This is a genomic window from Chryseobacterium sp. B21-037, assembly GCF_028570785.1.
GTDB lineage: Bacteria > Bacteroidota > Bacteroidia > Flavobacteriales > Weeksellaceae > Chryseobacterium > Chryseobacterium proteolyticum.
Window position 1 is genome coordinate 4,257,586 of record NZ_JALGCB010000001.1, and the last position, 23,792, is coordinate 4,281,377.

The 23,792-nt window shown below is 37.6% G+C and carries 11 protein-coding genes, 2 tRNA genes and 3 rRNA genes; 12 read left to right on the forward strand and 4 right to left on the reverse strand.

Annotated features, from left to right (window positions below; all coding sequences use genetic code 11):
* Positions 1-294 precede the first annotated feature (294 nt).
* From MTQ00_RS19035 to MTQ00_RS19050, 4 genes are all read right to left on the reverse strand, one after another.
* Positions 295-1,281 (reverse strand): DUF3810 domain-containing protein, encoded by a 987-nt coding sequence (locus tag MTQ00_RS19035; protein WP_273651078.1) that lies wholly within the window; start codon positions 1,279-1,281, stop codon positions 295-297.
* 61 nt (positions 1,282-1,342) lie between these two features.
* Complete coding sequence (locus MTQ00_RS19040) at positions 1,343-2,788, reverse strand: MFS transporter (RefSeq protein WP_172284214.1); 1,446 nt, start codon at positions 2,786-2,788, stop codon at positions 1,343-1,345.
* 41 nt (positions 2,789-2,829) lie between these two features.
* A complete protein-coding gene (locus MTQ00_RS19045; RefSeq protein ID WP_172284212.1) occupies positions 2,830-3,558 on the reverse strand; it encodes a lysophospholipid acyltransferase family protein in 729 nt (242 codons plus the stop codon).
* A gap of 3 nt (positions 3,559-3,561) precedes the next feature.
* The gene (locus MTQ00_RS19050; RefSeq protein ID WP_273650654.1) at positions 3,562-4,020 is read right to left on the reverse strand and encodes a GtrA family protein; all 459 of its coding nucleotides are present in this window, start codon (positions 4,018-4,020) and stop codon (positions 3,562-3,564) included.
* A gap of 229 nt (positions 4,021-4,249) precedes the next feature.
* On the opposite strand from MTQ00_RS19050, the gene MTQ00_RS19055 reads away from it, so the two are divergent.
* From MTQ00_RS19055 to rrf, 12 genes are all read left to right on the forward strand, one after another.
* Positions 4,250-4,513 carry a hypothetical protein gene (locus tag MTQ00_RS19055; RefSeq protein ID WP_172284208.1) on the forward strand — a complete coding sequence of 88 codons (264 nt, stop codon included), beginning with the start codon at positions 4,250-4,252 and terminating at the stop codon, positions 4,511-4,513.
* Positions 4,514-4,598: 85 nt separating this feature from the next.
* The gene (locus tag MTQ00_RS19060; protein ID WP_172284206.1) at positions 4,599-5,450 is read left to right on the forward strand and encodes a BadF/BadG/BcrA/BcrD ATPase family protein; all 852 of its coding nucleotides are present in this window, start codon (positions 4,599-4,601) and stop codon (positions 5,448-5,450) included.
* A 13-nt stretch (positions 5,451-5,463) separates the two neighbouring features.
* Entirely contained in the window at positions 5,464-7,752 is a 2,289-nt protein-coding gene (locus MTQ00_RS19065; protein ID WP_273650655.1) for an NADP-dependent malic enzyme, read from the forward strand.
* Positions 7,753-7,928: 176 nt separating this feature from the next.
* Positions 7,929-8,513: a Holliday junction branch migration protein RuvA gene (gene ruvA, locus MTQ00_RS19070; RefSeq protein WP_172284202.1), complete on the forward strand. Its 585-nt coding sequence runs from the start codon at positions 7,929-7,931 to the stop codon at positions 8,511-8,513.
* 57 nt (positions 8,514-8,570) lie between these two features.
* Entirely contained in the window at positions 8,571-15,587 is a 7,017-nt protein-coding gene (gene sov, locus MTQ00_RS19075; RefSeq protein WP_273650656.1) for a T9SS outer membrane translocon Sov/SprA, read from the forward strand.
* A 257-nt stretch (positions 15,588-15,844) separates the two neighbouring features.
* The gene (gene gcvH, locus MTQ00_RS19080) at positions 15,845-16,222 is read left to right on the forward strand and encodes a glycine cleavage system protein GcvH (protein ID WP_273650657.1); all 378 of its coding nucleotides are present in this window, start codon (positions 15,845-15,847) and stop codon (positions 16,220-16,222) included.
* Entirely contained in the window at positions 16,164-16,574 is a 411-nt protein-coding gene (locus MTQ00_RS19085) for a VanZ family protein (protein WP_373428031.1), read from the forward strand. The genes gcvH and MTQ00_RS19085 overlap by 59 nt, the downstream gene beginning before the upstream one ends.
* An 846-nt stretch (positions 16,575-17,420) precedes the next feature.
* A 16S ribosomal RNA gene (locus MTQ00_RS19090) occupies positions 17,421-18,937 on the forward strand.
* Positions 18,938-19,152: 215 nt separating this feature from the next.
* Positions 19,153-19,226: transfer RNA gene (locus MTQ00_RS19095), tRNA-Ile, on the forward strand.
* A gap of 86 nt (positions 19,227-19,312) precedes the next feature.
* Positions 19,313-19,386: transfer RNA gene (locus MTQ00_RS19100), tRNA-Ala, on the forward strand.
* A gap of 172 nt (positions 19,387-19,558) precedes the next feature.
* Positions 19,559-22,313 (forward strand): 23S ribosomal RNA (locus tag MTQ00_RS19105).
* 161 nt (positions 22,314-22,474) lie between these two features.
* Positions 22,475-22,583: ribosomal RNA gene (gene rrf / locus MTQ00_RS19110) — 5S ribosomal RNA — on the forward strand.
* The 16S, 23S and 5S rRNA genes sit together here with 2 tRNA genes alongside, the layout of an rRNA operon.
* Positions 22,584-23,792: the final 1,209 nt, after the last annotated feature.

A 23,792-nucleotide genomic window follows, 5' to 3' on the forward strand; every position in this document is an offset into this window, starting at 1 on the left:
TAAATTTTGTTTTATTGCCTTATTTGATTATTTTTTTAATTATAATTCAGTAATTGATATTTTTTTTTATTGAAAAGTAAAATTTACTACAGAAAACATATATTTGGTGTAAACTCAAATAAACTTAAAAAATCATAAAGTTTTCATAAAGTTTTACAAATAAATAAAAATGTTTTTGTTTTTATAAATATTGTTGTACTTTTACATCGCCTTGAATGAGGGAACAAGTCAAGGTAATAAATTTTTTTTCATCATTTGTGTTTTTAGAATCGTATCGCCTGATACGATTCTTTTTTATTGTTCATAATTCAACAGTAAATCAATGAAATAGGAATAGGTTACGGAGCCTTCCTGTTGATTGCTTTGTAAAAATAAATTATTCGTAAAACCAAAGAAGTCATCAAGCCATCCCTGATGTTTTAAAATAAAGCTCTTTTCATATAAGCGATCCCTTTTCATCCCAGAAGAGTAATTTTTTATTACTGCTTTTGCAAACGCAGGGTCTTCCTCTGCAATAAACCTTAAAAGACTTTTTAATGTAAAATATTCAGTGCTGTATCGCAAATCTGAATTTTTAGAGTTGATACCAACCAGATATCCGATGAAGTTGGCTTCTTGCTCTCTTGCGAAACCTAATTGATGGGAAGTTTCATGGGCTAGAGTAAATGGAATAAACGAAGAGGGAAGCTTGGAATTGTACTGTGCTTCTGCAGTAAATGGATTATAGTACCCCAGGATGCCTGTGAAATTCATTATATCCTTGAATAAACTCGGTTTGATTGAATTTACGGCCGCTACTTTTTTATCTGAAATGTACTGGGGAAGCATTAATTGTTGCGAAAGAATTTCTTTTTGAATGATTTTTAAATTACGGATCACAAAGATTCCGTTTTTATCCTCGGACACAAGTTGTCGGGTAGATTTACATTTTTCAAGATATATCAAAGCTAGCCTTCTGGCTTTATCTATATTGGGTCTTTCCTGGTTTCTTAATTTTTTAATTATCGGGGTCTGAAAATACAGCATTCCCCATGAAACCTGATAAGAAAAATAAAAGAGATTAATCACTACTAAAAATTTTAGTAAGGAACTATTTCTCTTTTTCCTATTGAAAAGCTGGAAAATAAGGTATACACAGACAATGCCCAGTAGGACGTATAAAACATCTCCAAATGAGAAAGGGATCCATGAGAATATAATCTGATGAAATACCTTTTGTAGTTCAAAAAACTTTTCAAAAACAGAAATGAATAATTGTGATTTTGAAAACGCAAAAAACAAAAAGAATTGGGCAAGTAATATACCTGCCCAAAATCTTTTTTTCTTATATGTATGTATATTTTTAGTGTCCACTACCTTTTGAAATTTTGTCAAGATCAATTCCCTGAGATCTTAAGATTCCACTTACACGGATTGCATAGAATGCCAGATAAGCAAAGCAAATTACACCCACAATATAACTGAAATGAATAGAGGTGAGGTCGGCTACATAACCTTGAATAATACTTACTATTCCCCCTCCCATAATCATCATGATCAGGTATCCGGAACCTTGGTTTGTATGCTTGCCAAGACCATTGATAGCCAAAGCGAAAATACAAGGCCAGAGTGTTGAACAGAATAATCCTACGCTTGTGAAGGCATATACTGAAACCATTCCTGTAGTAAACATTCCTATTAATAAAGCGGTAATTCCTGCGCAGGAAAATATAAGAAGCATCCTGGCTGGATTTCCCTTACTCAGAATGTCACAGATGATCATTGCTATGATGATAAACGCATAAACATAAAAATGATTGAGATCGTGTTTTGCGATTGCATTTACTAGTAAAAATACACCAAAAGCTAAATAAGGAGCTAGAAATCGTAAAATCTTTTTAAATCCGGCACTCAGATCAAAAGCTTCAACAGCACCGGTCCAACGACCAATCATTAGAGAAGCCCAATATAAGGATATGTAAGGAGCAACATCTTTTGTTGCAAAACCTAAATGTTTCTCCATATAAGCAGGTAAGTTACTCGCTGTAGAAACTTCTACACCCACGTAAACAAAAATAGCGATCATTCCAAGTACCAGCTGTGGATATTGAAAAGCTGATTTTCTATGTTCTCCCGGAACAGCGTCATCTGTGTCTTCTAAATTGGTTGGAGTAACTGCTGGAAGAGAGGAGAATTTAAGCATGATTGCAACTAAAACAAAGGCCACTCCTAATATTAAATAAGGCGTTTTTACACTTTCTATGCTCGCTTCTGTATTGGCAGCAGCGGCAGATCCGAAAATAGCAAAAGAAACAATCAGTGGTCCAATTGTAGTTCCCAGGTTATTGATTCCTCCTGCCATTGTTAACCTTTGTGATCCGGTTTCAGTAGGTCCTACCTCAATTGCCAATGGGTTGGCTACGATTTGTTGTAAAGAAAAACCTAATCCAACAATAAACAAACCTGATATCATCAGTGGGAACGATCCCAAATTGGCTGCTGGATAAAATAATAGGGTTCCAGCGGCAGAAATAAGAAGCCCGGCAATTAATCCATTTTTGTATCCGATTCTATTAACCAGGTCTTGCTTAATACCTTTAGAAATAACCATATAAATTAAAGAACCGACAGTATAGGCGACATAAAAACAGATCTGCACCAGCATACTTTCGGTTTGACTTAAGTTAAAAGCTTTTTGGAAGACTGGGATCAAAATATCATTACTTGCTGCAACAAATCCCCAGAAAAAAAATACAGTGACTAATGGGATAAACTGTCCCCAATTAGTTTGTTTAGAATAATTCGACATGTTTGTTAAAGATTTCTTAATAACAAATATAATTATTTCTTTTAAATAGAGCGTTCTAGCAAGGTTTTTTTTATTTCGTTAAAAGCTTGCGTTTTCATATCCTTTTGAGATGCCGAAGGCTCCATAATATCATTGAAATAAACCTTTACTTTACCGGGGTGGCCTTTAGAATTATCGAAGGGAAACATTTCTTTCAAGCCAATAAAAGTAAAGACTGCTATCGGAGACTGATGTTTTGTAGATAAGGTAAAAGGTCCGTCTTTGAATTCGTCCAGAAGAATAGACGTGTCGTCAGGCACACCGCCTTCCGGAAAAATAACAATACTATTTCCCTCTTCCATTTTTTCAGCACATCTTCTATAAACATCTGCACGGCTTCTGGCACTACTTCGGTCTACCATAACGCAGATCCTTTTATAGATGGTGCCGAAAATAGGAATTTTCACTAACTCCTTTTTTCCTACATAACAAAGAGGGTGATGTGGAAATAGAATGCATGGAAGCATAATATCCATTATAGAGGTATGGTTGGAAATAACTACATATTGTTTTTTTCTGTCAATCTTTTTATCCGTAAGATTAATCAGCTCATAGCGAAGCCCCATACCATAAAACATTCCGTAACACCAAAAGCGGATAAACTGATAGGCATATCTGTAGTGTTTTTTGCTAAAGGATAAAATATAAACAGGTATTCCAAAAATGATCGTTAAAAAAAAGGCTAATATCAGAAGCCAGAATCTCCACAAATAATTTAAAATCTTTACCACAAACTAACCATTAAAAATTACTTTCTTCTTGACAGAATAATTAAGAATTGAAACCAATAAAATCGCAGCGATCTTACTCAGAATTTCTGGACTCAAGGTATAAAAAATTAAATTGATATTATCTTTAAATATAAAGCTGTAAAATATTTGAAAGAAACTAAGGCTGAGTAGTGTTGAAATAAAAGAGATAATCATAAAATAGGCAAATTCTTTTCTTTTTGAATGCTTTCCTCTTTCAAAAACAAACCAGATGCTTAAAAAATAATTGCTGATAATTCCGCAACAGGTAGAAAAAATATTACTCAATGGATAATGGATTCCATGAAAATTGGTTTCCGAATGCAAAAATTGAGGAAGATATGTGCTGAAGATCTTAAAACTTCCTATCTCCATAATAGCACTGAGTCCTCCTGCTATTATGAAGAACAATATTTGTTTCTGACGTAGTATTAATTCTCTCATCGAATTTATCTGATGTGCAAATTTATAACTATATGTTAAACAGTAAAAAAAGATGTTAAATATTTTTTTTAAATCAAAAATAGTTCTAAATTTAATTTCAGAAGTAAATAAAAAGTACCTGATAATAAATTCATTTTCAGCCAGTTGTGTTGATGGTTTTTTCTATCTTGTAATGCCCGATTGAAAGCATTCTCCACAAATTTATAACCCAATTTATAACAATATTTGTATGAAAAGTCAAAACAAATACAGAAAATTCCAGCTCCAACAGAAAAATATTGAAGCTCTTGAGAAGGAAAATTCCCGTTTCAGGAGAGTATATTCTGAATATGAAAATATGTCTGATGAGCTTTGGAATCTTGAAAATTCCAAGGGTGAACAGGTGCCAGATGATTTTATCAATGCGATGATGTTACAGGCTTCTTATCTGGAAGATGAAATTCAGGACTGGCTGATACAGTTCAATGAAAAAAAAGATGATATAAAACATTAGTTATACCAGTCACGTTGTGGCTTCTTTGTGAAGCTATTTAGAGATAAAATTCATAATTTAGCATCCTTAAACTAAAATGTAATATATGGTTGCTATTGTTGATGGCGGTTCTACCAAATGTGATTGGGTAATTTTAGATGACTTTAAAAAGGTCTTTATGAAGACGGAGACTATTGGTTTTAATCCCAATAATATTGCCGCAGAACTTATTGTACCCGAAATTGAAAAAAACATCAACCTTAGTGCTGTTAAAAACTCAATAACAAAGGTTTTTTTCTATGGTTCAGGATGTGGTATCCCTGAAAACTGTGCGACTATCGAAAGAGAATTAGGTAAATTTTTTACTAAAGCTGATGTTTTAGCAAAAGAAGATCTGATGGCTGCTGCGTATGCCGCTTATACTGGGAAGCCTGCTATTGTTTGCATTCTGGGAACGGGATCCAATTCTTGTTATTTTGACGGGGAAAATCTAAAAATAAAGTTACCGTCTCTGGGATTTCTTATTGGTGATGAAGGTAGTGGAAGTGCTATTGGTAAACAATTGGTACGTCGCTTTTTCATGCAGAAACTTCCTCAGGACCTACATGTAGAATTTGAGGAAATCTATCAGTTAACAATTGAGGAGGCATTAAAGAATATGTACCATACCTCAAGGCCAAATGCTTATTTGGCTAATTTCAATAAATTCGTTGTAGAACGGAAGGATCACCCATACTTTCAAAAAATGGTTTTCGAGGAGATGAGAAATTTCTTTGAATACCAGGTTCTTCCTTATGAAGAATCCAAGGATGCCGAAATTAACTTTATCGGATCTATTGCTTATTATTATGAAGATATTCTTCGCTCTGCAGCTGCAGAACTTAATTTAAACATTGGTAATATTGTACAAAAACCGATTGAAAGTTTAGTAAATTACCATATTAAATATATACTATAAAAAAATACACTCTATGTCAAATAAAATCCATCGCGACGAAAAGAACTTTAATCAAGCCGCATTAGATTACCACAAAGCTGAACCCAAAGGGAAGATCGAGGTGATCCCTTCCAAACCCCACTCTTCTCAAAGAGATTTGTCTTTGGCATATTCTCCTGGAGTGGCTGTTCCTTGTATGGAGATTCACGAAAAGCCGGAGACTGTTTATGATTATACCGGAAAAGGTAATCTTGTAGCTGTAATTTCTAATGGTACAGCTGTTTTAGGATTAGGTGACATTGGACCGGAAGCATCGAAGCCTGTAATGGAAGGAAAAGGGCTGTTATTTAAAATTTTTGCTGATATCAATGTTTTTGATATTGAGATCAATGAGAAAGATCCTGATAAATTTATTCAGATTGTAAAAGGGATTGCTCCAACTTTTGGAGGAATTAACCTTGAAGATATAAAAGCTCCTGAAGCATTCTATATTGAACAGAGATTAAAGGAGGAATTGGATATTCCGTTGATGCATGATGACCAACATGGGACGGCTATTATCTCTGCTGCTGCACTGATTAATTCTTTACAGATTGCCAATAAGGATATTGAGGACGTAAAAATGGTGGTAAATGGTGCCGGTGCTGCGGCTATTGCTTGCACCAAACTGTATATTTCATTAGGCCTCAGGAAAGAAAATGTTTTAATGTGCGACAGTAAGGGAGTTATCAATCATAAGAGAGAAAACCTGACTCCTGAAAAACTAGATTTTATCGCTCAGACGGATATTGAGAGTTTGGAAGATGCTGTAAAAGGATCTGATGTCTTTGTCGGGTTATCTAAAGGAAATGTAATGACCCCGGAAATGCTCAACAGTATGAATGAAAATCCTATTGTTTTTGCATTGGCAAATCCTGATCCGGAGATTGCTTATGACATTGCTATTGAAACACGTAAGGATGTAATTATGGCAACTGGTAGAAGTGATTTTCCTAATCAGGTTAATAACGTACTTGGTTTTCCTTACATCTTCCGTGGTGCACTTGATGTACAGGCGAAAGGAATTAATGAAGAAATGAAGCTTGCAGCTGTTCATGCAATTGCAGATTTGGCAAAAGAACCAGTTCCTGAAGCTGTTATTTTGGCTTATAATCTTCAAAACCTTCAATTCGGTAGAGAGTATTTTATTCCAAAACCATTTGATAACAGGTTAATTACCAGGGTTTCCAGTGCTGTGGCAAAAGCAGCTATCGAAAGTGGAGTTGCTGGTAGAGTTATTTCTGATTTTGAAGAGTATGAACATCAGCTTCTTGATAGAATGGGAAGAGATGAAAAATTGGTAAGGATGATGCAAAGCCGTGCGAAATCCAATCCAAAAAGGGTGACCTTAGGAAATGCAGAAGAATACAACGTATTGAAGGCGGCTCAGATTCTTTATGAAGAAGGAATTGCTTATCCAAGTTTGTTGGGCGAAAAGAAATACATCAAGGAGCAAATGGAACGTTACGGAATTAATCTGGATGTACCGATTATTGATCCGAATGATGATGATCAGGAAGAAAACAGGAAAAAATATAGAGAAACGCTTTGGAAACTTCGTCAAAGAAAAGGAATGAATGAATACAAGGCTAAAAGGTTTGTGCGTCAAAGGGATTACTTTGGTCCTTTAATGTTGAAGCATGGCGATACAGATGCGCTGATTGTAGGTTTTTCTAAAAATTATGCATCCGTTTTACGTCCTGTTTTAGAGATTATTGAAAAAGAAAAAGGAGTAGATAAAGTGGCAGCAATGATGATGATCCTTTCTGAAAAGAAACCGATTTTCTTTGCTGATACATCTATTAATAATAATCCTACTTCGGAAGATCTTGTAAATATTGCAAGAATGGCGGAGATTACTATTAAATCTTTTGCTATTGAACCAAGAATTGCAATGCTCGGATTCGAGAATTTTGCTGCGATCTCTGAAACTTCTAAAAAAGTTGCAAAAGCAGTAAGTATTTTACATGAAAAGTATCCTAAAATGATTGTAGATGGTGAAATTCAACCTGATTTTGCTATGAATGCGGATCACCTTAGTGATTATCCATTTTCAAAATTAGGAGAAACTCCGGCAAATACATTTATATTCCCTAATCTTGAAAGTGCTAATTTATCTTATAAAATTATCAGAGGGATGAAAGTTGCCCAAGTGATTGGACCTATTCTTATGGGATTAAAACAACCTGTGCATGTTTTACAAATGCGTTCAAGTGTAGATGAAATTGTAAATCTTGCAACAGTGGCGGTTCTTGATGCCCAGAGAAGAGAAGCTAAAAAATAATATCTTTAAAAAAAATCTTCGATTTAAATATTTAAAAACTCCAAATTTTGGAGTTTTTTGTTTTTCAACCAAATGGTTGAGTATCACCTCAAAAATTAAGTTAAAAATCATTCGTGCGTGAAATGAAAACATTAATTAGTTTAAATTACTATATTTGGGAGTTTTAAAAATTAATAATGATATTTTCTTTACAAGGCATTGTTCAAGAACTTACGCCAACTTATGCTGTAATCAACGTTAATGGAGTTGGTTATTATACAGGTATTAGTTTAATGACCTCGCAAACTCTTACTCTTAATAAAGAGACTTTTTTATTCATTCAGCAAATCATTCGTGAAGATGCTCATTTGTTGTTTGGCTTTAACAGTCGTTTAGAAAAAGAGATGTTTAATTTGTTAATAAGTGTTAATGGTGTAGGAGCGGTTTCAGCACTTATTTTACTATCTACTTTAAGCCTTGATGAGATTGCCACAGCTATACTTTCGAGAAACAGTGCCCTCATTCAAAAAGCCAAGGGTATTGGCGCTAAAACAGCAGAAAGAATCATTGTGGATTTGAAAGATAAAGTCCAAAAATTCAATGGTCTTGAGGAAAATATTTCTACACAGGTGAATAATAAAATCAAGGAAGAATCGTTATCTGCATTAGAAGTTTTAGGAATTCCTAAACGGATGAGCGAAAAAATCGCCGACCGCATGATGAAACAAAATCCAAGCATTTCGGTAGAAGAATTGGTAAAACAAATTTTAAAAAACCTTTAACATTTGGTGGCAAATAATAAGTATCTCAATATATTTTTGTTCCTGTCGTTCTTATGTATGTCAGTAACTACCTTTGCACAGGTAAGACGTGACACTGCAATTATAAAGAAGGACTATGAACTGGCTGATCCTACTCAATTTGAAGCCTTTTACGATATAAAAACCGGAATGTATTATGTATATCCGAAAATAGGAAATACAGTAACCGGACCGCCGACTGCAATGTCGCCTCAGGAATATAAGGAATTCATGATGGCAAGCCAGACCAAGGCTTATTACAAAGATAAATCGGATAAATATAATCTACTCTTCAGAAAAGATAAAAGCGATGCACAGAGAAGAGGATTAATTCCGGCATTAACTATCCGAAATAAACTTTTTGAAACAATTTTCGGAAGCAATAAAATAGAAATTATCCCTACAGGATTTGCTTCCTTTGACTTTGCAGGATTGTATCAAAAGATTGATAACCCTTTAATCTTACCGCAAAACAGAACCAGTTTTACCTTTGATATCAATCAGAGAATTCAGCTCGGTTTACTGGGTAAAGTAGGAGAAAATTTGCAGCTCAAGGCCAACTATGATACTCAAAGTGGTTTTGCATTTGAAAACAGGATGAATTTAGTCTGGCAGTCTAAAGGAAGCTGGAAAGACCTGCAGACTAAAGGGCTTGGAGATGTGAATTCACCCGGAGCAGGTTCAGAAGACAGGATCATTAAAAGGGTGGAATTTGGTAATGTAAATATGCCGCTTTCTACCAGTTTAATCAGGGGCTCCCAATCGTTATTCGGGGTGAAGACTGAGTTTCAATTAGGGAAAACTTTTGGAACAGTAGTCTTATCTCAACAGCAGGGAGAAGCAAGAAATATAGTTGTACAGGGTGGGGGTGCTGTAAACACCTTTAAAATAGACGCAATTGATTATGAAGATAATCAGCACTTCTTTTTAAGTCATTATTTCCTGGATAATTATGATAATGCCTTGGCTAATTATCCGCAGATCAACTCCAGAGTTAATATTACAAGGCTTGAAGTATATGTTTTAGATCAGGGCAACAGTAATCTGGCGGCTCAAAAGAGCATTGTTGGTATCAGGGACCTGGGAGATATGGGTGGATCACTACCAGACAACCCTAATAATAATCTTTACCAGACAGTTTCCACCACAATGGGACCTATACCACGTGATGCAGGTGTAAACTATGCAGACCTGATACAGGGACAATCACTGCCTGTTGCAACCGGAGGTACAGAGACTTATAATAATAATGTTCATTATATTTTTAATAAAAAAGCGAGAAGGCTAAATGCCAGTGAATATACATTACAGCCACAGCTAGGATATATCTCGCTAAATCAAAAATTGAATGATAATCAGATTTTAGCGGTATCTTATTCATATACGGATGGAACAAATAAAGTATATAAAGTTGGGGAATTTTCTGAAGAAAGTCCTGTACTGATTACAAAAGTCCTGAGATCAACGAAAATTGATGTTTCGTCTCCGATGTGGCCTCTGATGATGAAGAATATTTATGCTTTAGACGCAGGACAGATAAGCCAGGATGGATTTATATTGAATGTTCTTTATAGAGATGCCCAGACAGGAGGTAAGGTTAATTATCTTCCTAACACAAGTGTTAAAGACACTAATTTATTGAAACTCTTAAACTGGGACCGTTTGAATATGAACGGCGATATACAAAATAATAGTGGTGGAGGAACAGGTGACGGCCTTTTTGATTTTGTCAATGGAATAACCATAAGGCCGGAAACAGGAAAGATCATCTTTACGAAAACACAGCCGTTCGGAAGCTATATGAGCAATGTACTTGGAAGTAGTGATCCTACCTATGTGCAAACAGATATTTATAACCAGCAAAAACAATTTGCAACCTATGTTCCTAAACGATACACCTTAGAGGGACGTTACAAAGGAACTGCAGGACAGGGAATTTCTTTGGGAGCTGTCAATGTGCCACAAGGTTCCGTAAAAGTTTCTGCGAATGGAGTACAGTTAACGGAAGGGATTGATTATACCGTAGATTATATGCTGGGAACGGTTACAATTATAAATGAGAATGTAAAACAATCTGGTCAGGCAATTAACATCTCACTGGAAAACCAGTTAACTTTCAATACGCAGAGAAAAAGATTTTTAGGATTAAATTTAGAAAGAAGATTTAATGAGAATTTTATCTTAGGAGCAACTGTTGTCAATTATTCTGAGTCTCCGCTCACTCAAAAGGTAAATTATGGACAAGAGGCAGTAAATAACACTATGGCCGGCATCAATTTGATGTACAACAATCAGGTTCCATTCCTGACAAGATTGACCAATAAAATTCCGATGGTAAAGACTGAAGCTCCATCTAATTTAAACTTTAAAATGGAAGGTGCTTATTTGCTTCCTGGATTGAATAAGGGGACAAATGATCAGTCTTATATTGATGATTTTGAGCAGACAACATCCAAAATATCATTAAAAGAACCAGCTGCGTGGAGTTTAGCCTCAAAACCCGAAAAATCAGGAGGAGTATTTCAGGGAGCAGGGGCAGGTAATGACATTACTAATGGATATGGAAGAGGACTCTTATCCTGGTATACAATTGATCCGAGATTTTGGGGAATTGGAGGAAGGGCTCCCGCAGGAATTACACCTCAGTCCGTATCTAATCATGCTTCTAGACGAGTACAATACTCAGAGATCTACAATAACAGGGATTTTGTAGCTGGTGAACAGACCTTTTTAAATACTATGGATATCTCTTATTATCCAGCAGAAAAAGGGCCTTATAATGTAAATCCTAATAATGAAACTACTCAGCAAAGATGGTCGGGGATGATGAGACCTATCAGTGTATCCAATTTTGTAAACTCTAATATCGAATATGTAGAATTCTGGATGATGGATCCGTATGCTGACGGAAACACCCTGGGTGTGGATCCAAAGTTACTACTTCATTTAGGTAATGTGTCTGAAGATATTTTAAAGGATGGGTATATGCAATATGAAAATGGATTACCGACACCATCCACACCTTCTGTAACAACAAGCTCAAACTGGGGAATTCAGCCAAAGCAACCACCTATCCTTTATGCCTTTTCAAGTGAAGGACAAGAGAGAACAGCGCAGGATGCCGGATATGATGGTTTGACTTCGGATCAGGAAGCCATGAGGTTCGGAAACACATTCACCAATCCGGTGACAAACCTTGCTGACCCTGCAGTAGATGATTTTGTGTTTTATCTATCAGCAAAATTTACAGGAACGCAGGCTTCATCTTTGGTTCAGAGATACAAATATTTCAGAGGACCAGAAGGAAACTCACAAAGCAATTCACTCGAGGTAGCATCTCAGACTCCTGATGCTGAAGATATTAATAAAGATTATAACCTGGATCAAAGTGAAAACTATAACGAATACCAGATTAAACTGGACCAGCAAAGTTTAGTTTTAGGACAAAATAATATTGTTGATATGAAAACTGTTCAGGCACAGTTTCAAAATGGACAAACTGCACCTGTAAAATGGTATTTATTCAGAATTCCTGTTTCTTCATATGTAATGGATGCTGGGGATCATGATCCGGGAGTTTTAAATAATGTACGATTTGCAAGAATGTTATTGACCGGATTTGATAAGACTTCCACACTGAGATTTGGAACCTTTGATTTAGTAAGATCAGACTGGAGAAAATATCCTAAAAATACTGCAGTGTCAATAGCTGATGGCGATACGAATCCAATAACAGAAGAAGGAACAGTGAATGTCCCTGATCCGCAAAATTTAGAAATTGGAAGTGTAAATATTGAGGAAAATGCTTTAAATCAACCTCCTTATGTTTTGCCTCCAGGAATAGATAGGCAAATTCTTAGTGGTAATGCAGGAGTACAAAGACAAAATGAAAGTTCTTTATATTTAAGGGCAAATCAGCTACCAAAAAGTGAATCAAGGGGAGTATTTAAAAATACAACCTTGGACATGAGAAGATATAAGAAATTAAAACTTTTTGTGCATGCCGAAGATCCTTTAAGAAGAGAAGAGGGCATGGATCCTAAAACTAAATTTTTTATTCGTTTTGGAAGTGATGCAGCAGATAATTATTATGAGTACGAAGCTTCCTTAAAAATAACACCTAAAACAGCAACTACGCCAATGGAAATTTGGCCAATGGAGAATGAAGTTAATTTAGAAATTCAAAACTTTGTAGATGCTAAAATAAGGAGGGACAAGAGTTCTCCAAATAATATCTCAAAAAGAATTAGGGATGCGGTTTTTGGTGAGGCCGACAATTTAAAGAATATTTATATTAAAGGACGACCAAGCTTAGGTAATATTACAACTATAGTTATCGGTATTAGAAATGGGATTGATAGAGATGCGCCTGGAGGACCTATTGATAGAATATTATGGGTAAATGAAATTCGACTTTCAGAAATAGATAATCAGGGAGGATATGCTGGAAATGCAAGTTTAAACTTTAACCTTGGCGATTTTGCAGTTGTTAATACAAGTGCATCTTACACATCTGTTGGATTCGGGAATATCGATTCTAAACCGGCAGAAAGAAATCAGTCTACACAATCAGCATTCAGTATTAATACGGCGGTAAACCTAGATAAATTTCTACCTGAAAAAACCGGGGTTAAAATTCCGGTTAATTATTCCTACTCACAAACCATCGAAGATCCAAAGTATAATCCTTTAGATACAGACGTTGAGTTTAAAAAGGCGGCAAATAGAGAGCAATTGAAAAAAGTGGCGAGAACATATACTCAACAGAGAAGTTTGGGAGTTGTTAATATGCATAAAGAAAGGGTCAATCCTAATAAAAAGCCTAAGTTCTATGATGTAGAAAACCTATCCGTTACGGCTGTTTATAATGATGATTTCTTCAGGGACATTTATACAAAGAAAAACTACAGGCAGTATCTCCGAGGGTATATAGATTATAATTATACTTTTAAACCTTGGGTTATTAAGCCGTTCAATAAAATGATCAGTGATACGGCTAAGTCTACTAAATACCTGAGATGGGTCAAAGAGTTTAATTTAAATCCTATACCTACAAGATTCTCTTTCAGAACGGAAATTGACAGGAATTATAATGAACTTGAATTCAGAAGTGTAGATGCTATAATCAATGGTAACTTCAATGATGAGTCTCAGGCCATAAGAAACAGAAACTTTTATTTTGGATGGCAATATGGTTTAGGGTTTAATTTTACTAAATCCTTAAAACTGGAAATCAACTCTGCAACAAGAACATTGAATGATAATGTAGATGTAAACACAATGGATAATTCTTCCATTTTTGGAAATGTATTCAGATCGGGAAGACCCGTCTTGTATAACCACAGGGTACAATTGAATTACAAACTTCCTTTCCAATATTTACCATATCTTGATTTTATTGATGCAGAGTTGGGCTATGGATTTACTTATAACTGGAATGCCAGATCTACAGCTTTATTGTACAATCCACAAGGAAGTTTAGGATCTATTGGTCAAAATACAAATGTTATTCAGGCTACTGCGACAGCTGATTTTCCAAAATTCTTCGGACAGTTCAAATATTTTAAGAATATAGCGACCAAGCTTTCAAAACGTAAACAGGAAATTGACTCACTAAATAATGTATACACACAACAATGGGAAAAGAAAAGATATAAGTTTAAAAACTATAAATTTAAAAACAAGCTGACTGTTTTACAGAGTGCAGCATTTATGCTTACATCGTTCAAACAGCTAGATGTGAATTATTCAGAAAATAACGGAACGGTGTTGCCAGGTTTACTTTCCGCGCCAAATTGGTATGGATATGGGCAGACATTGGGTGGACCTACTATTGGCTTTTTATTGGGCTCACAGGCTGATATACGAAGAACAGTTTTGGAAAATGGCTGGATTAGTGATTCTGAATATATGACAGACCCTTATGTAAGAATGTCAACAAGAGAACTAAGGGCTAACTTGCAGGTTGTACCAATGAATGACCTGAGAGTAGATGTAAGTGTATTACATAATTATAATAGGAATTTTTCTCAATCAGGGTTCAATAATAGACTGAATCTTGGTAGGGCTAATCATGATTATACTTTTGCAAATGATCTGATTACCTATTCTAATTCAGTAATACTTTTAAAAACTTCTTTCAAAGATGGTGCAGCGGTATATCAATCGATCAGACAGAATGCCAGAGCCATTTCTCAGCAAATAGGGGATATCTCTACTATAGGAAATGATGGATTTACTGCAGGGTATGGTATTGCGAATGCTTATGTTTTAATTCCTGCGTTCAGGGCAGCTGTTGAAGGAAAATCACCTAAAGGAATTGGCGACGCCAAAAAAGCGGGCTTGCCTATACCAAACTGGAAAGTTACTTATTCTGGTTTAAGAAATGTACCAATCATCAATGGGCAATTCTCTAAGTTTGATATTTTACATAGTTATAATGCTACCTATACTGCGACAGGAATACAGTCAAGTATTGATTATTTCAATGCAATTTCAACAGGTGGTAGTCTATTAGATGTCAATAATAACTATATCAATCCATTTACTTTCTCTCAGGTAGGATATGTTGAGTCGTTCTCTCCACTGATCGGGGTTGACGTAACGATGAGAAACAACATGCAGTTCGGTATCCAATATAATAGGAATAGAATGCTATTATTAGGATTGGTAAACCAAACCCTTACGGAAGATGCCAATACAGAATATGTCGTTCGGTTGGGGTATATTATTCGTAATTTCCGATTGGGAGTCAATGATACCAGAAAGAGAGGTAAAGGAAAGGGAAGTGATCTTAATATCAGGGGAGACTTCTCATTAAGAGATAGCAGAACCAGTATTACCAATATCCTATTGGATGATTCTCAGATTACTGGAGGACAGAGATTGATGAACATAAAGCTATCTGCGGATTACAACGTTTCTGAGAACTTAAATCTAAGAGTTTTCTACGAACAGATGACTTCTAAATATAAAATCTCTACAGCGTTTCCGCTATCTACAGTTAGAGCAGGATTGTCTGCGACATTTACATTTGGGGACTCCGGAGGCTTTTAAATAGAATAACAAATAAATTACGTTAAAATCATCCCTTTACTAAAGGGATGATTTTTTATTAAATAGGTGATGCTTTTATTTTGAAAGACCCTTTTGTTTAGTAAATAATGAGTAGATTTTAATTGAGTTTATAGCTTGCTGATACATTATAGTTTTATTATTTTTAATTAGTAAAAAAACATTTCAAATAAACAAACATACTTTTTTTGAACCTTATATAATTTTGAATAAATTTGTAGAATAATAAAAATCAAAAAATGAACACACCATCGGAATTAAAGTACACTAAAGATCACGAGTGGATCAAGATTGAAGGAAACGTAGCTACTATTGGTATTACAGATTTTGCTCAGGGAGAGTTGGGTGACATCGTATATGTTGATATCGATACAGTTGATGATGATCTTGATAATGGAGCTGTTTTTGGAAGTGTTGAAGCTGTAAAAACTGTTTCTGATCTATTCTTGCCTATCGCAGGAAAAGTTACGGAATTCAATTCAGAGCTGGAAGCTCAGCCGGAGTTGTTGAATACGGATCCTTATGGTGACGGATGGATCATTAAATTAGAGATCGCTGATGGTGCTGATCAGTCTGGATTACTTACTGCAGAAGAATATCAGGCTATCATTGGATAGGATTTCAAAAATATTTAGTAAGATATTGCCCATTTATTGGGCATTTCTTACTTATATGCTTCTCAAGCCCGGAGAAGAGAACCATGAATATTGGTTTATGTTCAATGGGATCGATAAAGTTTTACACGTCAGCATTTTTGCAATGCTTGGATTTTGCTTTATTGCTGCGTTTCCTAAAATTAAGTTTTCGTATTTTTTTCAGATCATCCTTATATATGCCTTCCTTACAGAGATCCTTCAGGAGGAAATGGGATTGGGAAGATCCATGGAAACTTTAGATATAGTAGCCGATGTTGTCGGATGCTTACTAGGATACTATATATATAAGATGCTTGTCAAGCGTTTTTTTTGATCATACAACTGAAATGACAGATTAAGCTGTTTTTTTAATTTTTCTTTGGAGCAAATCCCGCTATCCACTCATACTCCTCGTTCCTTGCTTTCTTTCAGATCCCTTCCTTACTGCGGGGTAACCGTTACTATCGGGGCTAGAATGTCAGACCTTTTATAAGATATAGCATATTTGTTCAACTGTTTTTTTGATTATAACAAGGATCATTGTTCATTAATTATAGCAACTGAAATTTATACCTTTCTTTTCATAGTATATTTATTCACTTGTTATTTTCATTGAGTTTTTGATCTTTACAGCCAGAAAATTCCATCCCAGGATTATAGTTGAAATCTTATTTCATATTGTGGATAACTATGTTTTTGTTTTAAATCATTTGATACCAGCTGTTTAAGCATTTGTTTTTCCACAATGCTTAATTTAAGTATAAAATGATTTGGATTATGTGATGAATAAGGTGTACTTTTGCCCCACTGAAAACGAGAGATAGTAGGTAGCGCAGAAGAGAGTAATTATAAACGAAAGATTTAAAAAAAATAAATAATAATTTATTTTGAAAATTGAGAAAAGTTTGTATCTTTGCAGTCCCAATTAAGGGAGCGCGGAGTAAAATTGAGATAAGTGTTAGAGAGGGATTAAGGTTACAGAAAAAACTTTAAAATTTTCTTCAAAAACATTTGGTCAGTTCAGAAACATTAATTACTTTTGCACTCGCAAATCTAAAGCAATAACGACAGAGAAAAAGCTTTAGAGAAAAGCGGAAGAAAAGAGATCATTGAAATACAATATAACAACCAAGTAAGGAAAAACTAAAGCGTCAAAACTTTGAGTGAGTCAGACAAACATACAATGGAGAGTTTGATCCTGGCTCAGGATGAACGCTAGCGGGAGGCCTAACACATGCAAGCCGAGCGGTATAGATCTTTCGGGATCTAGAGAGCGGCGCACGGGTGCGGAACACGTGTGCAACCTACCTTTATCAGGGGGATAGCCTTTCGAAAGGAAGATTAATACCCCATAATATATTTGATGGCATCATTAGATATTAAAAACTCCGGTGGATAGAGATGGGCACGCGCAAGATTAGATAGTTGGTGAGGTAACGGCTCACCAAGTCAATGATCTTTAGGGGGCCTGAGAGGGTGATCCCCCACACTGGTACTGAGACACGGACCAGACTCCTACGGGAGGCAGCAGTGAGGAATATTGGACAATGGGTGAGAGCCTGATCCAGCCATCCCGCGTGAAGGATGACGGCCCTATGGGTTGTAAACTTCTTTTGTATAGGGATAAACCTACCCTCGTGAGGGTAGCTGAAGGTACTATACGAATAAGCACCGGCTAACTCCGTGCCAGCAGCCGCGGTAATACGGAGGGTGCAAGCGTTATCCGGATTTATTGGGTTTAAAGGGTCCGTAGGCGGACTCGTAAGTCAGTGGTGAAATCTCATAGCTTAACTATGAAACTGCCATTGATACTGCGGGTCTTGAGTAAGGTAGAGGTAGCTGGAATAAGTAGTGTAGCGGTGAAATGCATAGATATTACTTAGAACACCAATTGCGAAGGCAGGTTACCATGTCTTAACTGACGCTGATGGACGAAAGCGTGGGGAGCGAACAGGATTAGATACCCTGGTAGTCCACGCCGTAAACGATGCTAACTCGTTTTTGGGTTTTCGGATTCAGAGACTAAGCGAAAGTGATAAGTTAGCCACCTGGGGAGTACGAACGCAAGTTTGAAACTCAAAGGAATTGACGGGGGCCCGCACAAGCGGTGGATTATGTGGTTTAATTCGATGATACGCGAGGAACCTTACCAAGGCTTAAATGGGAAATGACAGGCTTAGAAATAGGCTTTTCTTCGGACATTTTTCAAGGTGCTGCATGGTTGTCGTCAGCTCGTGCCGTGAGGTGTTAGGTTAAGTCCTGCAACGAGCGCAACCCCTGTCACTAGTTGCCATCATTCAGTTGGGGACTCTAGTGAGACTGCCTACGCAAGTAGAGAGGAAGGTGGGGATGACGTCAAATCATCACGGCCCTTACGCCTTGGGCCACACACGTAATACAATGGCCAGTACAGAGGGCTGCTACCAGGCGACTGGATGCTAATCTCGAAAGCTGGTCTCAGTTCGGATTGGAGTCTGCAACTCGACTCTATGAAGCTGGAATCGCTAGTAATCGCGCATCAGCCATGGCGCGGTGAATACGTTCCCGGGCCTTGTACACACCGCCCGTCAAGCCATGGAAGTCTGGGGTACCTGAAGTCGGTGACCGTAACAGGAGCTGCCTAGGGTAAAACAGGTAACTAGGGCTAAGTCGTAACAAGGTAGCCGTACCGGAAGGTGCGGCTGGAACATCTCATTTTAGAGCGTTGAAGAACGTTAAACAAAATAAAGGTACTTAAGTGTACCATGTACTTACTTAAAGAGAAGCTTTAGTTTTTTATTTGGTTGATATATAAAAAAATACAACACCCACTAGAAATTAGTAAAAGGGAAGAGAGACAAGAGGAAAGATAGAAGAAGAAAGACCATGTAAGTCTGATATCTGGGATCTTGAATCTGCAAGTCTAACAAGACAGTCTCGTAGCTCAGCTGGTTAGAGCGCTACACTGATAATGTAGAGGTCGGCAGTTCGAGCCTGCCCGAGACTACTAATTATAAGACGGGAAGAGATCAGATATAAGACATGAGACATTAAGTCTGAGATCTAGGATCTGATATCTGAAGTCTACTAGAGGGGGAATTAGCTCAGCTGGCTAGAGCGCCTGCCTTGCACGCAGGAGGTCAAGGGTTCGACTCCCTTATTCTCCACAGTTTGTATATGTAAAAAAGAAGCATGTAAACCTCATGACGAGAGCCGTCATTGATACATGAATACGTTTTACATTAATACAGAAGAAATAAAGATCATTGACATTAACGGTAAAGACATCACAAAGAGAAAACCGAGCACTTATAAGTGCTTGAGTAACCTAAAAATAGGAAAGAAATCGTTAAGGGCGTATGGCGGATGCCTAGGCTTTCAGAGGCGACGAAGGACGTGGTAAGCTGCGAAAAGCTGCGGGGATTGGCACACACGAATTGATCCGCAGATGTCCGAATGGGGCAACCCAATACATTGAAGATGTATTACCTCGTAAGAGGAGCAAACCCGGAGAACTGAAACATCTAAGTACCCGGAGGAAAAGAAATCGAAGAGATTCCGTAAGTAGTGGCGAGCGAAAGCGGATTAGCCCAAAAGTCTTTATATATTTAGAAGAACGTACTGGAAAGTGCGGCCATAGACGGTGATAGCCCGGTATTCGAAAGGTATATATAGATGATAAATGAGTAGGGCGGGACACGTGAAATCCTGTCTGAATATGGGGGGACCATCCTCCAAGGCTAAATACTCCTGAAAGACCGATAGTGAACAAGTACTGTGAAGGAAAGGTGAAAAGCACTTCGAATAGAAGGGTGAAATAGAACCTGAAACCGTACGCCTACAAGCGGTCGGAGCCCACAAGTTGGGTGACGGCGTGCCTTTTGCATAATGAGCCTACGAGTTAATTTTACTAGCGAGGTTAAGGACTTCAGGTCCGGAGCCGGAGCGAAAGCGAGTCTGAATAGGGCGGATAGTTAGTAGGATTAGACGCGAAACCTTGTGATCTACCCATGGGCAGGTTGAAGCTCTGGTAACACAGAGTGGAGGACCGAACCGGTTGACGTTGAAAAGTCTTCGGATGACCTGTGGGTAGGGGTGAAAGGCCAATCAAACTGGGAGATAGCTCGTACTCCCCGAAATGCATTTAGGTGCAGCGTTGATTATAAGTTTATTAGAGGTAGAGCTACTGATTGGATGCGGGGGTTTCACCGCCTACCAATTCCTGACAAACTCCGAATGCTAATAAATGTTGATCAGCAGTGAGGGCATGGGTGCTAAGGTCCATGTCCGAGAGGGAAAGAACCCAGACCAACAGCTAAGGTCCCCAAATATATGTTAAGTTGAAGCAACGCGGTTGGACTGCATTGACAGCTAGGATGTTGGCTTGGAAGCAGCCATTCATTTAAAGAGTGCGTAACAGCTCACTAGTCGAGCGGTCCGGCATGGATAATAATCGGGCATAAACATATTACCGAAGCTATGGATTTGTACATTGTACATCTGGTAGGGGAGCATTCTGTTTGCGCCGAAGCAGTATCGTGAGGTATTGTGGAGCGGACAGAAAAGAAAATGTAGGCATAAGTAACGATAAAGGGGGCGAGAAACCCCCTCACCGAAAGACTAAGGTTTCCTCAGCCATGCTAATCAGCTGAGGGTTAGTCGGGACCTAACGCGAACCCGAAAGGGGTAGTGGATGGACAATGGGTTAATATTCCCATACTTGCTCACACTAAAAAGGGGACGGAGTGCCGTACCTGCTGGAGACTGACGGAATAGTCAAGGCCTAGCCTTCGGGCGAAGCTGCTGCAGGGAAAGTGCTTCCAAGAAAAGCCGAAGTGAAGCAACCCGTACCAAAACCGACACAGGTAGTCGAGGAGAGAATCCTAAGGTGCTCGAGTGAGTCGTGGCTAAGGAACTAGGCAAAATAGTCTCGTAACTTCGGAAGAAGAGACGCCATCAGCAATGGTGGCCGCAGTGAAGAGGCCCAGGCGACTGTTTATCAAAAACACAGGACTCTGCTAAATCGAAAGATGCTGTATAGGGTCTGACACCTGCCCGGTGCTGGAAGGTTAAGGAAGGGCGTTAGCGTAAGCGAAGCGTTTGACTGAAGCCCCAGTAAACGGCGGCCGTAACTATAACGGTCCTAAGGTAGCGAAATTCCTTGTCGGGTAAGTTCCGACCTGCACGAATGGTGTAACGATCTGGGCACTGTCTCAGCCACGAGCTCGGTGAAATTGTAGTATCGGTGAAGATGCCGATTACCCGCAATGGGACGAAAAGACCCTGTGAACCTTTACTATAACTTCGTATTGACTTTGAGTAAGTAATGTGTAGGATAGGTGGGAGACTATGAAGCAGGCACGCTAGTGTTTGTGGAGTCAACGTTGAAATACCACCCTTTACTTACTTGGAGCCTAACTTCCTTTAGGAAGGACATTGCGTGGTGGGTAGTTTGACTGGGGTGGTCGCCTCCAAAAGAGTAACGGAGGCTTTCAAAGGTACCCTCAGCACGCTTGGTAACCGTGCGTAGAGTGTAATGGCATAAGGGTGCTTGACTGTGAGACCTACAAGTCGATCAGGTGCGAAAGCAGGACATAGTGATCCGGTGGTTCCGTATGGAAGGGCCATCGCTCATAGGATAAAAGGTACTCCGGGGATAACAGGCTAGTCTCCCCCAAGAGCTCACATCGACGGGGAGGTTCGGCACCTCGATGTCGGCTCGTCACATCCTGGGGCTGGAGAAGGTCCCAAGGGTTGGGCTGTTCGCCCATTAAAGTGGCACGCGAGCTGGGTTCAGAACGTCGTGAGACAGTTCGGTCTCTATCTATTGCGGGCGTTAGATGTTTGAGAGGGCTTGATTCTAGTACGAGAGGACCGAATTGAACAAACCTCTGGTGTATCAGTTGTACCGCCAGGTGCACCGCTGAGTAGCTATGTTTGGAAGAGATAAGCACTGAAAGCATATAAGTGCGAAACTCGCCTCAAGATGAGACATCTTTTAAGGGTCGTGGGAGATGACCACGTTGATAGGCTACAGGTGTAAAGTTGGTAACAGCATAGCCGAGTAGTACTAATTACCCGTAGATTTATAGCCTATAGGTTACACTAGTTCAAGTCTTATAAGTGCAATACTGGTTTTGCCTTTGTGATGAAATTTACCGATAAAACAGATGTCAGATACAAGACATCAGATGACAGACTTTATAATGAGTCTGAAATCTGAAATCTAGCCTCTGATATCTTATATACCTTCTTTAGGGTGGTTTTAGCGGTGGGGCTCACCTGTTCCCATTCCGAACACAGAAGTTAAGCCCACCAGCGCCGATGGTACTGCGACAAGCGGGAGAGTAGGTCGCCGCCAGTTTTTATTAAAAGTCTCATACATGAATTTGTATGAGACTTTTTTGTTTTATAACTATACCTATACATATCTATACCTACCATACCATAGGAATAAAAGATAAATGATCATTGATGAATTATAAATGATAAAAGATCAATCATCAATTATCAATCATTATTGATTAACAGACAAATATCAATTAATAGGGCTCATTATCAATCATCATTTTATCATTTATCATTCATAGTTAGTAGGACTTTGTATTTTATTCCTCTTCCAACAACAACAACAACAACAACAACAACAACAACTACTACTACTACTACTTTAGGCTCTTTATTCTTTTACAAGCTTTCATCAATAGAGGTGGTCTTTAGCCCTTCAGTAATAGCCTCCAAAATCCTAGTGGCTTTAGCCAACTTAAAAACTTTCCATTTTTAATTTTCAACTTTTAGGTTTTAATCGCCAATCACCAATAATATCTTAATCAATTATAAATTATTCCATATTGTTATTGCATGCACAGCTTAATGAATTATATGCCTGGAAGAATGACCTTATCCGGAATAAAGATATCCCAATAGTATATTGCAATTGATGAAAAGCTTTACTTTAGGAACAGGATCTAAATCCTAGGAAATTTGAGCTCAAAGATTTTATCCTGTCATCCGAAGCAATACAAGATATAATATGATCTATACTTTAATAACGGGCATAATGATATGGATTACGAATATCAATATAATCGGAGATCATATAAAGACCCTATCTTGCACCTTTACCAGTAATAAGTATGTTGATTTATTATTCAAGCTACCACAATGTGGTGAAAAAGGAGGAAATTTAAATAAAGAATAAAGAATAAAGAATAAAGAATAAAGAATAAAGAATAAAGAATAAAGAGATACTTATTGATCTTATAAAATGCTACATCATATTTTTTGTTGTGTTCAAACCGAATTTATTGCAGTCTTTTTTTTAGTCAGATATTTTTTTCTTTACTCTTCAGCACTTCATTTTCCATTTTTCTCCTTACTTTTCCCTTTCTACTTCTTGTTTTTCCTGTCTCAACCCTCCATTTTTCCATAGAAAACCCTTCATTTTATAGCTTTTATTTTTTTCCTTTTCCCTTGTTATGGCAGTTTTCTCTTATGTTTTCGCCTTTATCATTCTAAACCCAGGAAAAAGCATTGAAATTTTTTAAGTTGTTTATCAGTGAGTTAAGATCAA

What these genes read in the sequence shown, in the direction of transcription:
- MTQ00_RS19040 (WP_172284214.1), bottom strand. Translation starts at nt 2,788, where the DNA reads ATGTCGAATTATTCTAAACAAACTAATTGGGGACAGTTTATCCCATTA.
- MTQ00_RS19050 (WP_273650654.1), bottom strand. Translation starts at nt 4,020, where the DNA reads ATGAGAGAATTAATACTACGTCAGAAACAAATATTGTTCTTCATAATA.
- MTQ00_RS19055 (WP_172284208.1), top strand. Translation starts at nt 4,250, where the DNA reads ATGAAAAGTCAAAACAAATACAGAAAATTCCAGCTCCAACAGAAAAAT.
- MTQ00_RS19060 (WP_172284206.1), top strand. Translation starts at nt 4,599, where the DNA reads ATGGTTGCTATTGTTGATGGCGGTTCTACCAAATGTGATTGGGTAATT.
- MTQ00_RS19065 (WP_273650655.1), top strand. Translation starts at nt 5,464, where the DNA reads ATGTCAAATAAAATCCATCGCGACGAAAAGAACTTTAATCAAGCCGCA.
- ruvA (WP_172284202.1), top strand. Translation starts at nt 7,929, where the DNA reads ATGATATTTTCTTTACAAGGCATTGTTCAAGAACTTACGCCAACTTAT.
- sov (WP_273650656.1), top strand. Translation starts at nt 8,571, where the DNA reads ATGTCAGTAACTACCTTTGCACAGGTAAGACGTGACACTGCAATTATA.
- gcvH (WP_273650657.1), top strand. Translation starts at nt 15,845, where the DNA reads ATGAACACACCATCGGAATTAAAGTACACTAAAGATCACGAGTGGATC.
- MTQ00_RS19085 (WP_373428031.1), top strand. Translation starts at nt 16,164, where the DNA reads ATGGTGCTGATCAGTCTGGATTACTTACTGCAGAAGAATATCAGGCTA.